Genomic DNA, 17,077 nt, shown 5'->3' on the forward strand with positions numbered 1-17,077 from the left:
GACGAAAGGGGGTGCCGGTACAGGCACCCCCTTTCGTGCTTCGTACGTGTTAGCGTCCCCGGGGCAAGACCGGACACAGGGGTACGGGACAGGCGGATTCGAAGACAGCGGGGAGAGCCGGAGTGACCACCGCGGAGCCGAGGCCCGGCCGTGAAACGGCCGAGAACACGGCCATCAGGGGCGGCGACATCAGCGGCAGCGGCGAGGGCGGCAGCACGCGGACCCTCGCACCGGCGCAGGACGGAGCGGAGGCCCGGGAGGCCTTCGGGCCGCGCCCCGCACCGGCGGGCGAGGGGCGGATCGGACGGCTGCTGCGTCACCCGGTGACGATCACGACGGCCGTCGCGGCCGTCGCGCACGTGCTCTGGTTCTTCCTCGGCGCCAACAGCGGCGGTGACCTCGCGGCCCAGGACGCCTGGGCCGAATTCGTCGGACGGCATCCCAACACGGCGTACAACCTCGCCTGGTACGGGGGCATGCACCCGGTCTCGTACAGCGTGGTCTCGCCGTACGTGATGTCCCTGCTCGGTGTGCGGACCACGATGATGATCGCCGGGACCGTGTCGTCGGCGCTGACCGCGCTGATCCTCGTCCGGGTCCGGGCCGTCCGCAATCCGCTGGCCTGCTCGCTCGCCGGGGCCTTCGCGTACCTGTGCAACGCGCTGTCCGGGCGGGTGACCTTCGGGCTCGGCATGATGTTCGCGGTCGGCGCGACGGCCGCGGTGTTCTGCTGGCCGCACCGCTGGCGGTACAAGCGGTGGGCGAAGGCGGCCGTGGCCGCGCCGCTCGCCGGGCTCGCCACGGCGAGCAGCCCGGTGGCCGGGCTCTTCCTCGGAGTGATCGCCGCCGCGCTCTTCCTGAACAAGCGGCGCCCCGGCGCGTACGCCATCGGGCTGGCCCCGGTCGCGGTGGTGGCGCTGTCGGCGCTGCTGTTCCCGTTCTCCGGTACGCAGCCGATGTCGATCGCGACGCTCTCGCTGCCGTTCCTCTTCTCCGTGCTCGTCTTCGTCCTCGTACCGAGCGACTGGCGGACGGTCCGCACCGCCGCCGCCGTGTACGGGATCGGGACGCTGCTCACCTACGTGATCGACTCGCAGATCGGCTCGAACATCACCCGCATGGCGATGTTCTACGCCGGAGTGGTGCTGCTCGCCGCGCTGCCCTACACCGTGCCGCGTTCCCGGCGCTGGTACGCGCTGGTCATCGCGTTCGCCGGGCTGAACTTCTGGATCGGTTTCAAGGGCGTCGACGACATCGTCCGCACCGCCCCCACCGCCTCCTGGGCGCGCGAGCTGGCCCCCCTCGTCCACCAGTTGCAGCAGGCTGGCGCGGACAAGGGCCGGGTCGAGGTCGTGCCCGCGAGCAGCCACCGGGAGGCGTCCGCGCTCGCTCCGTACGTCAACCTGGCCCGCGGCTGGAACCGGCAGGCCGACATGGAGCGCAACCCGCTCTTCTACGACGACACGTTGAACAGCGCCAACTACCGGCAGTGGCTCGACCGCTGGGCCGTGCACTACGTGGTGCTGCCCAAGGGCACACCGGACTCCAACGGTGCGGTGCAGGAGGCGAACCTCGTCGACCAGGGGCTTCCGTACCTGAAGCCGGTGTGGTCCGACGCCAACTGGCGGCTCTTCGAGGTGGAGCGCCCGGTGCCGATGGCCGACCCGCCCGCCACGGTGGACCGGGCGGGCGCGGGTGAGCTGACCATTCACGTCAGGACGCCGGGCCGGGTCCTGATCCGCGTCCCGTACTCGCGCTGGCTCGCCCTGATCGACGCCGAGGGCAACAGCGTGGAGCGGCCGCAGGAGACCGAGGAGTCCAAGCGGCGTACGGACGACAGCACCCCGCGCACCTTCGTCAACACCAACGGCTGCCTCCTCAGGGTCGAGGAGGACGCGGACGGCGACGAGTGGACGGAGCTGCTGGCGCCCAGGGCGGGTGTGTACCGGCTGGGCGCCCCGTACCAGTTCTCGCCCGGCACCCCCTGCCCGGAGGAGCTCCGCTGACGGCTGCGGCTGCGGCGACGGCGACGGCGACGGCGACGGCGACGGTGGCAGTGGCAGCGACGGCGTACGGGACGCGCGGCGCGCACAAGGCACGGCGCCTTGAGCCTGGGCGCCTTCAGCGGGTCCGTACGTCGTGCTGGACGCCCCCGCTCACGGAGCGGAGCTTGTCGGGGTTGGCCACGTTGTGGACGGTCGTGATCCGGCCCTCGGCGTCGAAGTCGAAGGTGACCGTGGCGATGACCCGGCCCGCCCCGCTGAAGACCAGGCCCGGCCCGCCGTTGATCTCGGCGAGCTCGGTCCGCATGTCCCCGGGCCCGATGCCCTGGTAGGTGACGGTGCCGATGGCCGCGAACCAGGACGCCACGGTCTCCGCGCCCACCACCGGCCGCAGGGCCTGACGGACCTTGCCGCCGCCGTCCGTCCACAGTGTGACGTCCGGGGACAGCAGCTCCAGCAGCGCGTTCACATCACCGCCGGCCGACGCGGCGACGAACCGTTCGGTGGCCTCGCGCTGCTGGGCCCGGTCGGCGTCGAACCGGGGACGGCGGGCCCGGACGTGCGCGCGGGCACGGTGAGCGGCCTGCCGCACGGCCGGCTCGGAACGCTCCACCGCCGTCGCGATCTCGGCATGGCTGAAGTCGAAGACCTCCTTCAGGACGAACACCGCGCGTTCCAGCGGGCTCAGCGTTTCGAGGACCACCAGCATCGCCATCGACACCGACTCGGCGTCGGCGGCGAGATCGGCCACGTCCCTGCTGTCACCGCCCGAGCCCCGGTCCGCGCCCCGGTCCGCGCCGGTCAGGATCGGTTCCGGGAGCCACGGGCCCACATACGTCTCGCGGCGGTGCCGCGCCGAACGCAGCCGGGCCAGCGCCAGGTTGGACACGATCCGCGTCAGGTACGCCTTCGGATCGGCCACGTGGACACGATCGGCGGCCGACCACGCGAGCCAGGCGTCCTGGACCATGTCCTCGGCGTCGGCCGCAGAGCCCAGGAAGCGGTAGGCCACGGAGAAGAGCAGCCGACGGTGCTCGTGGAAGACCTGCTGGCCGGGGTGGGTGTGCGCGCGGAGGCCGGTCATCGGTCCCCCCGGGCGCCACGGGTGAAACGGCCGCCGCGCGGCCAGAACGCGCCCGAGGCGGGCATCTTCTTCATGCGGCCGTACGTCGGCCAGGGCGAGGCGGTCACCGTCTCCTTGTACCGGACCGCGGCCCGGCCGGTCAGGCAGATCCGGCGCGGGCTGTCGTCGGGGCGGGTGAACTGCACCACGGCATCGTTCCGGCCCAGGCTCACCGGCGTGTGGTAGTAGCCGAAGCGGAACGCTCTGGGCCGCTTGCCCCGGAGCGTCCGGACGATCGACAGCGCCGCGTGCACCCCGGTCGGCATCCCGCCCTGGCAGGTCCCGTGCATCACCCCGTACGCCTGGCGGACCGCCGCCGCGTCGCCGACCGCGTACACCTGCGGGTGCGACACCGAACGCAGCGCGGCATCCGTGACGATCCGCCCCCGCTCGTCGACGGTCAGCCCGGCGGCGGCGGCCAGCGGCGACACCCGCGTACCGCTCGTCCACAGCACCGCGTCCGCCGCGACGCTCTCCCCGCCGACCAGTTCCACCCCGTTGGGCAGCACCTTCGCCACCTCCACCCCGCCGCGCACCCGTACCCCCAGCCGGTCGAGCGCGCCCCGCAGATACGCCCCGGCCCGCGCGTTCATCGCGGTCCCGGGCTCCTGGCGCCCCAGCAGGACGACGTCCAGCCCCGGGTGGCGCTCGGCGATCTCGGCCGCCGCCTCGATCCCGGTCAGCCCGCTCCCGCACACCACCACCGTGCCGCGCCCCTCCTCGCCCAGCCGCCCGAGCCGCCCGAGCCGCTCGGCCAGTGCCCCGGCGTCCCGGGGACCGTCCAGGCTGTACGCGAACTCCTCGGCCCCCGGCACCGTTACCGCGTCGGCCACCCCGCCGAGCGCGTACACCAGCGTGTCGTAGCGCAGCACCCGTGCGTCGTCGATCCGCACGGTCCTGGCGCTGGCGTCGACCGCCGTCACCCAGCCGCGTACGAATCCGGCGCCGGTGCCCGCGAGGAGTTCCGGAAGGTTCAGCTCCGCCAGGCTCTGCCCGGTGGCCGCCATGTGCAGGCGCATCCGCTCGGTGAACCGCTCCCGCGCGTTCACCAGGGTCACTTCCACCCCCTGCCGCCGCCCCACCCGGCCCGCCAGTTGCACGGCCGCGGCCACCCCCGCGTACCCCGCCCCGATCACCAGCACCCGGTGCGTGCCGGAGGTTCCGCTTCCGTACCGTGCGTTCATGGTTCCGTCTCCTTGGCCCTTGGCCCTCGACTCGTGGCTGACCTACACGAGATGCGGGCCGCCCATCCGTCCGTGACATGACGGGGATGTGACGTGGGACACGCGGGAGTGGCCGTCGTCCGGGGAGCGGGCGGGCCGCAGCGGCGCAGGGCCGGTCCGGAAGGGAACGTCCGAGCCGTCCCGCTTCCCGCTTCCCGTTTCCCGCGCGCGGCATTCCGGTGTCCCGGGTGTCCTGGTGTCCCGCGTCCGCCGGAATCCAAACCCGCGGCCCTGTTTCAGGAGGAAGGGCTCCTCTTCCCGGTTCTCACGTCGCCGTGTGGCTTCGCGCCCGGATGCGCGCTGCGTCCGTTCTGAACCGTGAAGGCTCGGCAGGTGCTCGGCAGGGGAGCTTCGCGACAGCCGCGGAGGGCCGTCAGGCATCCCTGAGGGCTGTCCCGTGATCCCTGGCGGGCGTGCGACGACAGCCACGGCACCTCGCCGCGTTGCCGGAACGCCCGGATGCATCCAGTATTCGGGCAGCCCTCCGCCGTGCGATGCACCGCGCCTGACGCCGCACGCTGATCCACCAGGGATGACGGGGCAGCCCTTAGGCCACGTCGATGCCGTAGTCCTGGACGAGTTCCTCCAGGCCGCCCCGGTACCCCTTCCCTCCGCTGACGAACTCCCAGTCGCCGTTCGCGCGGCGACGGAAGGACCCCAGCACGAGGGCGGTTTCGCCGGTGCGGCCGTCGGAGACCTCCAACTGGTCGAGGGGGGTTCTCTCCGCGTCCAGCAGCCGGATACCGGCGTCGGTGAAGCTGGACAGGTCGGCCGCGGGATTGGCGACAGGATCGACTGCGGCGATGACGACGAGACGGTCGGCGCGGGCCGGCAGCGCGTCGAAGGAGACGTGGAGGGCGGCTCTGTCCGGCGCGACGGGGATGAGCGCGCGGACGGTGCCGTCGGGTGTCCGGGGGTTGTTGAAGAAGACGAAGTGGTCGTCGTCCAGCACGCGGTTGCCGTGACAGACGAGCGCGCACACGTCCAGGGCGACGTTGCCTGACCAGTACATGCCCAGCACATTGTGGTCGTCCGTGCTGGTCTCGTTCTCCGGCGCTGTCCGCTGGGCGGGCACGGGGCGTTCGCCGTCACCCAGCCGCCCGCGCAGCCCGTGGCGGTGCAGCAGGTCGACCAGTTCGGAGCCCGCCACCAGTTCCAGGGGCTTGCCGTTGGCGAAGGTGTGCGAGCCGGGGCCGAACCCGGACGTCGTGACCAGGACACCCTTGTTGGCTCCGGCGTCCTGGACGGTGCCGTACAGGTCGCGGACGGCGGTCGGCGGCACGGTGTTGCGGTACCGCTTGACCTGTACGACGATCTTGCCGCCGCGAATCGGCGTCGGGTCCAGCGCGTCGACGTCCACGCCACCGTCGTTCGAGCGCTGTGTGGTCACGGCCTGCATGCCCATGGCCCGGAACAGATCCGCGACCAGCGCTTCGAAGGCGAGGGGATCCATCGCGTACAGGTCCGGCTCCTCGTCGCCGCCATGGGTGACGACGCCGTTTCCGACCTCTTCGGGAACCCGGCCGGGCCGCACGGACGCGTACTGGTCGGGGCGTGATGACAGCTGCCCCCTGAGTCCGTCCACGAGGCAGTTGACAGCGTTCACCTGCTCCAGGTGCAGCTCGGCGAACGTCGCACGCGAAGCCATGACGGTGCCCAGGAACATGGGCACCCGTCTGCCGGTCGTCGGGTCGTGATCGTCCACGAACCCGTTCAACGCGACCGATTCCAGGGCACCGAACTCATCGGCTGCGAAGAGATCACGCAGAACCAGCAGGAGGCACTGCGCGAGTACGTCCCGGTACAGGGAGCGGCGTTGCGTGACCGGCCGGGGCGACTCCTTCTCCTGATCGGCGTTGATCATGTAGCGCACCGACTTCGCCTCCGGGACGACGTCGTACGTGGGCAGCTCCCAGTTCAGTACCAACTGGCGCGCGCCGGAGTCGTACGCCGCGGACACCTGACGCGGCAGGTCCTCCGGCCAGCCGGTCGAGGCGTAGAGGGCCGCGGAGAAATACTCCACCGCGGCCTCGGGATCCCCGTTGCGGAGCCCCGTCGTCATCTCGGCGATTCCGGCGTTGTGCCGACGGATCTCGCCCAGCTGGTTCTCGGCCCACTGCTGGTACTGCGACTGGTAGGCGGCCAGCTGGTGCTGACGCTGTGCTTCTGCGGCCTGTGCGGCCTGCCAGTCGCGCTCGAACCGGGACCGGGCCTCCGCCTGTGCCTGAGCGCGCTGTGCCGAGGTCCAACCACCCTGTGCCTGGTACTGGTTCGGGTCCGGCATGTGGATGGGATACGCCAGCTGCCCCGGGGAGAACGCCTCGATCCGCTCCGCCCGGGTCAGCGCGCTAGCCCTGAAGGCCGGGGCCCGGCACCCCGCCGCCAGCAGGCCCTGCAACGACTCGACCCGGGCGTCGAGTTCCTCCGTACGCCGACGGGCCTCCGCCTCGCGCTGCTCCCGGTACGCCGCCTTCTGCTCGCGGTGGCTGCGCGCGAGCTCTCGCTGGTGGGCGCGTTGCTGCCTTTCCTGGTCCCGCTGGTATCTGGCTTGTGCCTCACGTTGACGTTGCTGTTGGCGCTGCGCTTCAGCCCAGATACCGGCCAACCCATTGGAGCGACGGCTCATGCTCTCCAGGCCCTCCCCACCAGAGACGTGGCGGGCATGCGCCACGTCCTGGTCCCCTAACCAGCAGTGATGAGGTGACTCTAGTCGGCAACCAGTCGTGCGCCCATGCCCTTGCCCTAGTTCGCCTCCGCTCCGCCCTGACCTGTGCAAACCGGGGTCAAGCGGTTCCGGCCCATGTCGGCGGAGCGTTCGCCGCCCGGAGTCGCGCCCCGCGTGTCGTGACGGAGATGCTCGGCCATTCCCAGATCAGCGTCACCCTGGACGTCTACACCCACACCGTCCAGGACACCCGGCGTGAAGCCATGAGCCACATGGCCCGCCTGCTCAGGAGTCGTCCCGGTCGTCAGTGACCGCCGCCGTTGATGTCAGATCTGGATGTCAGAAGGGGGCCACCTTCTGACATCCGGAGGTGGACCCCTTCTGGATTGGTGCCCCCGGCAGGATTCGCACCTGCTGCTTCGTCCCGAACGAGGTAAACCCAGGATCCCCGCCTGCGAACGGCGTTTCCCCTGGTCATGCGGGAGCTGGGGTCGGGATGCCGCAGGGGGCTTCGTAAGATCAACGGATGACAGCAGCACCCAAGCCAGCGGCCCGCGTCGAGCAGAAGTGGGGCTTCGGCATGGCCCCGATCAAGTCGAATGTGCAGGCAGAACGCATCCGGGCAGCCCGCACCGTGCTTGCAACCCTGGTGGATGGCCGTACGGCTGCCCTGGGGCGGATCGATGATCTCTCCGTGATCAAGGGCATGTTCACCCGGACCTACAAGAAGGACCAGTGGGACTGGTTCACGGTGTGGAGTCAACTCGGCTTTCCGCCCCACCGGACGGCCAGCGGCGTCTCCGGCGACCTGCTGGCCCTGCGCAGAGCGATACAGGACTGCGACGCAACAGCCACGTCCAGCCGGATCGCCGCGCTCGGCACTCGTGATCTGGCTGCGACTCTCCAGCGGTTCATCGAAGGCACGCCCCTGCGCAAGCCGGACCACGGCTTCATCTACGTTCTGTCGACACGTGAGATGCCGGGCATCCTCAAGGTGGGCTACACGGACCGGGACGTGGCGACAAGGGCGAGGGAGATCAGCTCCTCGACAGGCGTCCCCATCCCATACGGGGCAAGAGGCGCCTGGATGGTTCCACACGCGCGCCGCGTGGAAGGCGACCTTCACACGCTACTTGCCGAGTACCGGCTCCGAGGCGATCGCGAGTTCTTCCGTATGGAATACAGGCAGGCGGCCGCGGTCATCGATGCGTACGTCAAGACCCTGTAGCCCCGGCTGTCAGGGTCGGGAGCCGACGCCCCACGCCGCGTCGAAGCCGGCGCAAGCGCCGCCTGCCGGACGCCTGAGGCAGGACTGCCGTCAACTGGTGCCGTCAAAAAGGCCCGGACCATGACCGGTCCGGGCCTCTTCCCTGGTGCCCCCGGCAGGATTCGAACCTGCGACACCCGCTTTAGGAGTTCGATCCCGCGGTCCCCATATCGCCCTCGCAGCGCTATTGATGGGGCGCGAACGTGCGCTCAAGGCCGCCTGCGTCCCACGTCGTTGATGTCAGCTGGTGATGTCAGGTTGGATGGGTCGATGGAGCGCATTGAGGCCGAGCTGTTCACAGATGGCGGCAACGACGCCATGGTTCGCATGTCCAGCAGACAGTTCCCCGGCATCCTGGCACAGAGCGATTCCCTTCACATCCTTCGCAGTGACGTGGCCGAGGTGTTGGAGGCATGCGAGCGTGGCGACCTGGAAGAAGCCCGGAACTCCGCCAGCCTTCTTCTGTCGAACCTGGATGCTCTGCTGGCGCGGTACGAGGCTGTGTCGGGTGAGCATGAGATTCCGAGGCCGTACTGAGACGTCAGGCCATCAGCTTGGGAATCTCGGGTGCTCTAGGGCCAGTTGGACGTCTGACCTGTGAGGGGAGTGGTCTGACGGCCTCGTTGTCCGCCGTTCCCGTAGCTCCCCGCCCACCTGGCATGGGTCTGGCACGGCCCTGAGTGGTGAGGTAGCCGACCCTTGTTGAACCCCGGGTCGCGGGCCTTTACCGTGCGGACGGCCCCAACCACCCGACAGGCTACGTCTTCTGATCCGTAGCTCTATGCGGATCATCCGTTGGCAGTCATTCCGGTCATTGTGTGGCATAGAGGGCAGAGATTGGATCTCCGAGCTATGCACCGGCTCGCCAGCACAAGCCACATGGAAAACCCTGCTTACATCGCGCGAGTGTCTGGCTACGATCTCTGCATGCTTAGCGATGGAGGATTTTTCGACGCTGACAAGTTCTATGCCTCGTCACGACGTTGGATGCACGAGGCTCTTCGACATGCCTCAGCCGAGCCGTCAGCGTACGATCTTGCCGTTCATCATGCGCAAGTTGCGACTGAGCATCTACTCAAGGGTTTTCTTCTCAGCGTGCATCCTGCACTTATCGCAGACAACACCACGTTGCTTCTGCACGTGACAGGCGCGATCAATAATCGAACGCGACACGCCGGGGACCACAATCTAGAGACAGGTGCCTCTATTACCGCGAAAGAATCTCTAGATTTGGCGCGAGAATTCACAAAGCGTCTCGATCGAGTCAGTAATCAGCGCTGGACGTCTGTGCTTCGAGCGCGAAATGGCGTAGCGCACCTTGGTATTATTGACAAGTCTGCAGCTGAGTCGAACCTGGTTACATGTTTCGATATCGTCGATGCACTACTCGCGGAGCTAGAAAAGTTGGGAGCTGATTACTGGTCTACGTGGGCTGAAGTTCGGGACAGCCTGGGGAAGTCTCATCTAGACGAGGTGACTCGTCGCATGCGCGCGCGATTGGCCAGGGCGCGGGCACGGGATGCGGAGAACTATGGAGGGCTATATCCCAACACGCGCCGGGAGCCGCTCCAGTGGTCTCAGCAGGGAATCTTCGGCCCCGGCAAGAGCGGTTACGGCATACCGTGCCCCACTGGAGGGCACAGTGGGATGTTGGTGGGGCACTCGATGCAGCCGGGGGATGGCGTCACAAACGAAATTCATCACGTCTTCGTGGGGCATTCATACTTTTGCCAAATCTGCGGCCTGACTGCTGACGTCGAGGAGTTTGAATCGATTAACCTCCCGATCAGCCTCGACATTGGTGAAAATGGCCTAGTGGACCCTCCGGGCGATCGCGACCCGCTCGAATGGAAAACTCGCCTGGCTAACGAGAGGCGGATCGCAGAGGATGAGCTTCGTGAAGAAATATCCATGGGCCGCTGGTGTGGGTTCCCTGGCCTTGAATGTCCTTGCGACACGGGCGGCCCCATACCGGACGGGTGCCTTAAGTGCGATTCGCAACTTTGAGGCCGACGGAGCCACAGTGGCCGAGTCAAGCTCTGAAAGATCTCGTAAAACCGTCGTGGCGCGAGTCACCGTGGGTTCAAATCCCACACCCACCACACAGCTGAACGGCCCCTGCCAGGCATGACGGTCGGGGGCCGTTGTGCTGCCTGCTGCCCGCCAGCCACCGTGTCTCCCCCCTTGGGTTCCCACCCGACCGGGCACGGAAGGGGCACGCTAGGGGCACGAACTGGCCCCGGTTTGAGGAGATCCACAGGGCGGCGGACGCCTGTCAGTTACCGCAGTTACCGGTTGATCGGGATCTCATAGACGATCTCGCAGTGAGCGACGGGCACCACGATGTCCGCCGTCTCCACGGGCCGCCCCTGGTCGCTGTAGTACGTCCGGCGGATGTGCGTGACGAAGGCGGCCTTCTGGATGCCCAAAAGCGACGCCTCCTCGGTGGTCGCCTGCCGCGGCTCCGGTTGCTCCACGGCGTGACTGACGGTGATGCCGATCGCGGCCATGCGGTTCACGACACCTGCCCCAGCGTGCGGCCCTCCCTCGGGGAGAACGACAAGAGTGCCGGCGGTGAGGTCGTATGGCTCCCAGCTCGTCGACAGCTGCACCGGCCTGCCGTCCGCCAGGAACTCGTACGTGGTGCGGACGCACAGCTCGCCCTCAGTGATCCCGAGTCGAGTCGCGATATCTGCGGGGGCCGGCACCTTGGCGTCCGTCCGGCTCTCCCAATCCCCTTGTCTGCCCAATGCCTTCATGTCGGCCCGGAAGGGCGATCTGGTCGGCTGCTCGCGCGCCGACGATCGCACCACCCGCACCCGCTGTCTGGGCTCGGCGACGTAGGTACCTGACCCGGCGCGGCCCTCCAACACACCCTGAGAGATCAGCAACTCCTGCGCCCGGCGGACCACGTTCTCGCCCACGCCGCATTCCTGGCCGATCTGGGCACGGGAGGGCAGGCGATCTCCGGGCTCCCACTCGTGTTCCACGATCCGCCGCCGGAGTTCGTCGGCGATGCGGAGATAGGGCGGCTGCTCAGGCATATGGAAAATCTAGTCCACTAGCTCTAACCTAGTTAACTAGCTTCACTGAAGGTGATCGCTGGTGACGGAGGCTGACCTGTGCCCGCTTCGGGAGTTAGCGCGGCGGCCATCGCTGCCCGGCTGTCCGCCCTCGGGCTGCCCGCGCGAACGGAGGAACGAACCCGGCATACGTCGGTGGAAGCGCAGGTGCCCGATGCGCTCTCCGTCGAGTCATGGCGGGAGGTCCTGGACGTGGTGGCTGAGGCTGATCGGTTCGGACTTCTCGCCACCAGCATGAACGGCCGCACCTTATGGGCGGTCGTACGCAAAGCGGTCCCCACGACGGGCGATGTCGGGGGACCGAGCTATCAGCGATAGGAGCTGAACAGCGTGCTCAACCGTATCCGCCGCGCCTTCGCCCTCGCCAGGGCGTGCTACTGCTCAAAAGGCAGGCACCGCCGTGCGTTAACGCCATCCTGCCCTCCGGCGTCCCCGCTCGCCTCCCGCGAAACCGCTGGCGTGCCGACTCCTCTCCTGGGCCGGGCAGCTGCCGACGTGGCGCCCCACCGAACCTTGCTCAGAGGAGAAGACGTTGCGCTCGTCCGCCCGTACGTGCTGGCCTCAGAAAGGCGTGCTCGGGCAGGCTCGATGATCACTGCTTCTCACCTGACGCTGGATGGCCGGGCATTGCTCGCGGGAGGCCACTGATGCCACCTCGTCGACAACCACACGTCTCAGGTATCTCAGTCGTCTCCTATCGCTCAACCGACTGCAGGATCGGCACACACGCCTCCTGCACGGAATCCTCCCCGGCCTTGGTATCGGACGACGTCGCGGTGATCTGCGAGGCGTGTGACTGCCCGTGCCACTCGTCTCCCGTCCCGTCCGAGCCTATGGAGGTGGCGCGGTGAGCCCGTGGGCCCCTGGCGGTGTGCTGGTCTCCAGCATCGAGATCACTGCGGCCACTGTTCGGCGCGGCGACGTCATCCAACTCGGCGGCCAGGCCTGCCGGGTGGGAGATCTTATTCAGCTTCCCCAGGGAGCGAAGCAATTGCTCTTCGAGTCGGGCGAGCTCCTGACCATGCACGCGCGTACCCGGTTTGTCGCCATGCGCATTTCGAGAAGGCGGTGACCGGCTCCATGCGCTCACGCCACTCCGACATTGCCGACGATCTTCGTCAGCAGATCACCACCGGCCGCATTCAGCCCAGCGAGCGTCTGCCGTCCGAAGCCGATCTTGCCGACCAGTACAAGGTCAGCACGGTGACCCTGCGGAGAGCCCTCGCTGCGCTCCAGGGCGAAGGCCTCGTGGAGAAGATCCACGGCAAGGGTAACTTCGCCCGTCGCCCTCACCGCAAGATCTTGTACGTCGGCGGCTGGGGCACCTTGGACCCGTGGACAGCCGCCGAGCCAGCATTGCGCGTCACCGTCCGCAGCAACATCGTTCAGGCCCAAGCGCACCTCACGACCCTGCTGAAGGTGCCATTGGGCAGCCCCATCGTGGAGATCACCTGCATCAGCCATGAAGGGGAGTCTCCGCACGGTCTGGCTCGCACCTACATGCCGCGCGACCTGGTCCCGGCCGGAGTGCTTGATGACGACTTCATGTGCCGGGATGCAGTCACCAGATTCGCCGTCCTCGGCCCTCCGCCGTCCGCTCTCCGAGAGACGGTGTGTGCTCGCCCCTCGACGCTGGACGAAGCATCGGCCCTCCGGATCGGCCACGCGTCGGTCGTCCTCTCCATCACCCGCATCGCCGCCGACTCCACCGGCCGCGTCGTCGAAGCCACGCTCCTGGCGTTCCCGGGGGATCGCGTAGACGCCGTCTTCACTACCCACCACGTGACCGACGAGAGGAAGGCCCAACGATGACAGCACCGAACGAACTACGACTCCTCCCGTGGACGGGCCCGGACGGCAAGCCGTGCTACCTGAGCACCGACGACCGGGGCGGCTACGTGTCCCGCCTGGCGGACAACATCGAAGCGGTCCAACTCGGCACGGCTGCCGAACTGCTGAAAGAGACCTCCGAAACCCTCGACGCCCAGGACGCCACTTTTGACGAGATGCGGTGCCTGGTCACGGAGCTAACTGGGGCTCTGCGGGACATCCTCCGCGTCGCAACGAGCCGCGGCCACCTCCTGGCGGCGAGCGAACTGCGTGAGCCAGCCTACTGATCCACGCTCCCGCTGACCTGCACAGCAAGAGAAGCCCATGGCTCTGACCCGCTCAGATGCCGTGGGCTTCTGGCGTTGTCTGCCGGCTTCGGCCGACCGTGGACAGTCCGAGGACCGCTTCGTTCCGAAGCAACTTGGGCCTGTCTTGGCTGATGCGCCTTTCACCTGTGCTGATGGTCCGCAGGCGTCCGCGCTCGTTCCCCGCTGCGCGCGTCGGCGTTGTCACGCAGTCAGACACTCACCCGCGCACATGGCGGCGTTCTGCCCGATGCCGTCACTACGCTGACCATCGATGGCCATGGCGCGATACAGTCACGTGCTCCGTCCACGTGCTCCGTCCTTTGCCAGACGGGGAGCCGGAAGACGGGCCGTCGGGCGTCAATGCCCATCGGCCCGCCTTCAGTCATTCAAAGCCTTCCGCCATCGGGGCTTACTCAGTCAAGAACTTCCTGAGGGCGAACCCCAGGGTGGCCACACCGATGAAGGTGGCACCTCCTGCCCCGAGCGAGGCGTACGCAGGTGCTCCCACCATCCAGAGAGCGGCCGTGCTCAGCATTGCGGCGACGAGCGCACCGAGCATGATGACCGCTGCCCAGAGGCCCCGAAGCGATGAGTCGTGATCGGACAATCTCTATCAATCCCCTCACCAGTGGAATCGCGGCAACATCCACGCGGGCCGCTCTGCCATGTCCTGCTTGACTGACGACGATGCTGGCAGGAAGAAAACAGCAGGTCAAAAGGGGTGAATGTCGTTCAAGAAGGAGAAATCTGCGGTAGCGAAGGAGTTATATCCCTTTGTGCTGCAGTATTACGCGCTCTTGCTGTAGTCTCCCGACCGCTGTGACGGAATCTATAGAAGCTCCAGTGAACCCCCTGGTACCCCTGGTACCCCCGGTATCCCTGTTTCTCCTGCAGGAAGGTAAAAGACGTGTCGCTTGGTGAACGTCGATCTGAGGCGCTCGGCTACCTGCGGGGGGCGGCGGACAAGGCGAAGAGGCGGGGATACATCCCGTTTCCGCCGGCGTTCGTCATAACGCCTGAGGGGGGCGGCGGGCCCCCGCCCCTTGCCCGGCTCATCCAAGGCGGGCGTGGGGGTATGGTGCGTCTCCGGCTTTACATGTGCATCACCATGATGGCCACGAAAGAGCCCTTTGATCTGCGGAGACCGCCGGGCCCGAACGGCTGGACGCAGATGCTCGGACTTGACTCAAATACGGGGCCACGGCGAGTTGCCAGCAACTTGAAGTGGTTGGCGGACAACAAGTTCATCGACCTCCAGCCGCAGTGGGGGCGGCCTTCAGCGATCACGCTGCTGAGTGCCACCGGTGATGGAGGGGTGTACACGCAGCCGAGAGAGGAAGGCCGGTACGTTGGCATGCCGGTCGAGTTCTGGACGCGCGGTTGGCTCCTACAGTTGTCGCCGACGGCAACAGCCTTGCTGTTTGCCCTCAGAGATGCCCTCGGAGGGCACTCGGAGCCGCAATACATCCACACGGCGAAGCGTCAGCGATACGGCCTGTCTTCGGACACGTGGACTAAGGGTCGCAAGGAGCTCGAAGTACAGGGACTGCTGACCGTCAAGCGCGAGCCGCAGGGCGACTTCTACGACTTCACGCGGCTGAGGAATGCTTATCAGCTTATCTTGGGGCGGCTGGATGACTTGCCCTCCTGGTCTTGACCGGGCGGCGATTGCCTCTATCGCAGGTCTATCGCGACCAGCGTGAAACAACGAGAAAGAGCGGGCCCCAGTGAGGCTGGGGCCCGCTCTCTTCTGTCGGCATCCAGCCTGGTCGGCGTGTCATTCCCGCTAATCCTTGGCGATTTCCCCGGCAGGATTCAAACCTGCGCACACAGCTCCGGAGAGCGCTTGGCTCCCAGGCGATGCCGCTGGTTGGGGCCCTGCAGACGCTCGGTTGGCTGGCGACCGTCCACAGGTAACCCACAGGAGCCCGATGTAGGACTCTCCGCGCTCGCTTCCCACCGGCATGCGCATGCGTTGGTCACACCCGACCGAGCGACGTTCCTAGTACGAGGTTCCAGCGATCAACACACCCGCTGACCTTGGTTGCGGCCAGCGGCAGAGGTACATGGGTTCGATCAACCGCTGGGCACGGTAAACCAGTTGTCGGTACCTGCCTCTATCGTTCCAAGCAGTTCTGTCGACTGGAGGAGGCACCATGGCCGAGGAAACGCACAGGAAGTACGACAACACCACCATCGCCGCGCTCATGACCTTAGCGAGAGGCGGCTGCTACGCCCCCCGCTGTGGAGCGCCGACGGTGCGCATCATCGACGGCAAGCCCGTCCTGAACCTGGACATCGCCCACATTCGTGCTTTGAAGATGGGCGGGAAACGGTACGACCCTTCGTGGAGCTTGGAAGGTCGGAACAGCTTCGCCAACCTGCTGTTGTTGTGCAATGTGCACCACAAGCGTGTCGACGGTGTGGACGGCGAGAAATACACCGTGGACATCCTTGAAGGGTGGAAGCGTGTCCGCGAAGCCGACGGGCAGGACGCCCTTGCGGGCCTGAGCGGGCTGACTGAGGCTCGGTTGGTAAAGATGATCCAAGAGGCTCAGGATCAGTACGTCGATCGGCTCGCTCCAGTGTTGGGGGCCATCGCGAAACAGGTGCCGGAGTTGTCGTCTCTTCTCAAGGTCCTCAAGACAGACCTTGAGCGCACACAGGGGCGTACGCCTGGCATTTCGGAGGAAACGGCCTGGATGGCCTTCGAGGCCAGCCGAAACCTGGCGCATCTCCAGGACAATGCGCCTTTGCTTATGGAGGCCGGTGACGACCTTGCGCACCTGCAAGACAACATCAGCTTGCTGACTTCCGCCGCTCAGGCCTTGATGCGCCTGGCAGAGTTGCCGGAAGCTCTCAACAACGCAGCCGACAACATTCAGAGTGCTGCGGCTTCCCTCTCGGACGCAAGGAGGTACTGAACGGGCCAAGCGCCAACTGGCTAGGCCCGAGCTCCCACCTGGGCCCGTAGTTGAGGCTCAAGTGGATAAATCAAGGTCTTTACTCAGAGGTTCAGCTGTCAGGGTTGCGATATTTGAATCTGTGACCGTTTTGTCGCGAAGCAGCTTGGGCAGGGGGTGCTGCCTTGGGCTGGTGCGGCTTTCACCTGCGCTGATGATCCGCAGGCCTCCGCGCCCGTCCCCCGCTGTGCGTCGGCGTTGTCACGCGTGCGCAGGATCGGCGCGGCTCAACTGCCCTACACGCTGATGGGTAACCTCCACCGGGCCCGGTAGCGCGCTTGGGCTCGAAGCTCCTTCAGGCGGCTGTGGAACGCGTTGTGGCGATTTGGGTCGAGATTCAGCGGGAGATCGAGTTGGGAGATGAACTGTGACTCCAAGGTCCAAGGTTCGCTCTGCTTGATCCAGCACACTCGCGCGTTGCCGACCATCCACTGGCTCAAGGCGGCTTCGCCGCCCTTTCCGAAGGTCATCCGCTTGCCGCTGCCCACATAGCCACCAACGACAACACGCGTGCCGACGGCGCCAAGGGCCGACTCAAGGCGCCTCACTTGGCCGTTGCCTCCGCGTGGAACGCTAACCGCCGCGTTAACCGCATCCCCCTCCCGAACATCT

At 67.0% G+C, this 17,077-nt stretch carries 15 protein-coding genes and 1 pseudogene; 11 read left to right on the forward strand and 5 right to left on the reverse strand.

Features of this window, described 5'->3' with window-relative positions:
- Positions 1-122: 122 nt before the first annotated feature.
- Positions 123-2,006, forward strand: a complete 1,884-nt coding sequence (locus ACFVWY_RS22040) for an MFS transporter (protein WP_389874999.1) — start codon at positions 123-125, stop codon at positions 2,004-2,006.
- A gap of 115 nt (positions 2,007-2,121) precedes the next feature.
- Here the strand turns inward: ACFVWY_RS22040 and ACFVWY_RS22045 are convergent, their stop codons facing one another.
- From ACFVWY_RS22045 to ACFVWY_RS22055, 3 genes are all read right to left on the reverse strand, one after another.
- A complete protein-coding gene (locus tag ACFVWY_RS22045) occupies positions 2,122-3,087 on the reverse strand; it encodes an RNA polymerase sigma-70 factor (RefSeq protein WP_389875002.1) in 966 nt (321 codons plus the stop codon).
- Positions 3,084-4,310, reverse strand: a complete 1,227-nt coding sequence (locus tag ACFVWY_RS22050) for an NAD(P)/FAD-dependent oxidoreductase (RefSeq protein ID WP_389875004.1) — start codon at positions 4,308-4,310, stop codon at positions 3,084-3,086. Before ACFVWY_RS22050 ends, ACFVWY_RS22045 begins: the two co-directional genes overlap by 4 nt.
- Before the next feature lie 586 nt (positions 4,311-4,896).
- Positions 4,897-6,975 carry a restriction endonuclease gene (locus ACFVWY_RS22055; protein WP_389875007.1) on the reverse strand — a complete coding sequence of 693 codons (2,079 nt, stop codon included), beginning with the start codon at positions 6,973-6,975 and terminating at the stop codon, positions 4,897-4,899.
- Between the two features lie 206 nt (positions 6,976-7,181).
- Between ACFVWY_RS22055 and ACFVWY_RS22060 the strand changes: the two are divergent.
- The 4 genes and pseudogenes from ACFVWY_RS22060 to ACFVWY_RS22075 form a co-directional block, all read left to right on the forward strand.
- Positions 7,182-7,325 (forward strand): annotated as a pseudogene (locus tag ACFVWY_RS22060) (site-specific integrase); the annotation flags it as partial.
- A gap of 215 nt (positions 7,326-7,540) precedes the next feature.
- On the forward strand, positions 7,541-8,242 hold the full coding sequence (locus ACFVWY_RS22065) for a GIY-YIG nuclease family protein (RefSeq protein WP_389875009.1): 702 nt from the start codon (positions 7,541-7,543) through the stop codon (positions 8,240-8,242).
- Positions 8,243-8,551: 309 nt separating this feature from the next.
- The gene (locus ACFVWY_RS22070) at positions 8,552-8,818 is read left to right on the forward strand and encodes a DUF6959 family protein (protein WP_389875012.1); all 267 of its coding nucleotides are present in this window, start codon (positions 8,552-8,554) and stop codon (positions 8,816-8,818) included.
- Between the two features lie 390 nt (positions 8,819-9,208).
- Positions 9,209-10,288, forward strand: a complete 1,080-nt coding sequence (locus ACFVWY_RS22075) for a hypothetical protein (protein ID WP_389875015.1) — start codon at positions 9,209-9,211, stop codon at positions 10,286-10,288.
- Between the two features lie 281 nt (positions 10,289-10,569).
- Here the strand turns inward: ACFVWY_RS22075 and ACFVWY_RS22080 are convergent, their stop codons facing one another.
- A complete protein-coding gene (locus ACFVWY_RS22080; RefSeq protein ID WP_389875017.1) occupies positions 10,570-11,325 on the reverse strand; it encodes a GntR family transcriptional regulator in 756 nt (251 codons plus the stop codon).
- 78 nt (positions 11,326-11,403) lie between these two features.
- Between ACFVWY_RS22080 and ACFVWY_RS22085 the strand changes: the two genes are divergently transcribed.
- From ACFVWY_RS22085 to ACFVWY_RS22110, 6 genes are all read left to right on the forward strand, one after another.
- On the forward strand, positions 11,404-11,682 hold the full coding sequence (locus ACFVWY_RS22085; protein ID WP_389875020.1) for a hypothetical protein: 279 nt from the start codon (positions 11,404-11,406) through the stop codon (positions 11,680-11,682).
- A gap of 529 nt (positions 11,683-12,211) precedes the next feature.
- On the forward strand, positions 12,212-12,436 hold the full coding sequence (locus ACFVWY_RS22090; protein ID WP_389875022.1) for a hypothetical protein: 225 nt from the start codon (positions 12,212-12,214) through the stop codon (positions 12,434-12,436).
- Between the two features lie 8 nt (positions 12,437-12,444).
- Entirely contained in the window at positions 12,445-13,176 is a 732-nt protein-coding gene (locus ACFVWY_RS22095) for a GntR family transcriptional regulator (protein ID WP_389875062.1), read from the forward strand.
- On the forward strand, positions 13,173-13,481 hold the full coding sequence (locus ACFVWY_RS22100; RefSeq protein ID WP_389875025.1) for a hypothetical protein: 309 nt from the start codon (positions 13,173-13,175) through the stop codon (positions 13,479-13,481). The genes ACFVWY_RS22095 and ACFVWY_RS22100 overlap by 4 nt, the downstream gene beginning before the upstream one ends.
- Positions 13,482-14,409: 928 nt before the next feature.
- The gene (locus tag ACFVWY_RS22105; RefSeq protein ID WP_389875028.1) at positions 14,410-15,159 is read left to right on the forward strand and encodes a hypothetical protein; all 750 of its coding nucleotides are present in this window, start codon (positions 14,410-14,412) and stop codon (positions 15,157-15,159) included.
- A 499-nt stretch (positions 15,160-15,658) separates the two neighbouring features.
- Complete coding sequence (locus tag ACFVWY_RS22110; protein WP_389875031.1) at positions 15,659-16,426, forward strand: hypothetical protein; 768 nt, start codon at positions 15,659-15,661, stop codon at positions 16,424-16,426.
- A 275-nt stretch (positions 16,427-16,701) separates the two neighbouring features.
- Here the strand turns inward: ACFVWY_RS22110 and ACFVWY_RS22115 are convergent, their stop codons facing one another.
- Positions 16,702-17,013 carry a GIY-YIG nuclease family protein gene (locus ACFVWY_RS22115; protein WP_389875033.1) on the reverse strand — a complete coding sequence of 104 codons (312 nt, stop codon included), beginning with the start codon at positions 17,011-17,013 and terminating at the stop codon, positions 16,702-16,704.
- Positions 17,014-17,077: the final 64 nt, after the last annotated feature.

The sequence above is a fragment of the Streptomyces sp. NPDC058195 genome, from assembly GCF_042883525.1.
Classification (GTDB): domain Bacteria; phylum Actinomycetota; class Actinomycetes; order Streptomycetales; family Streptomycetaceae; genus Streptomyces.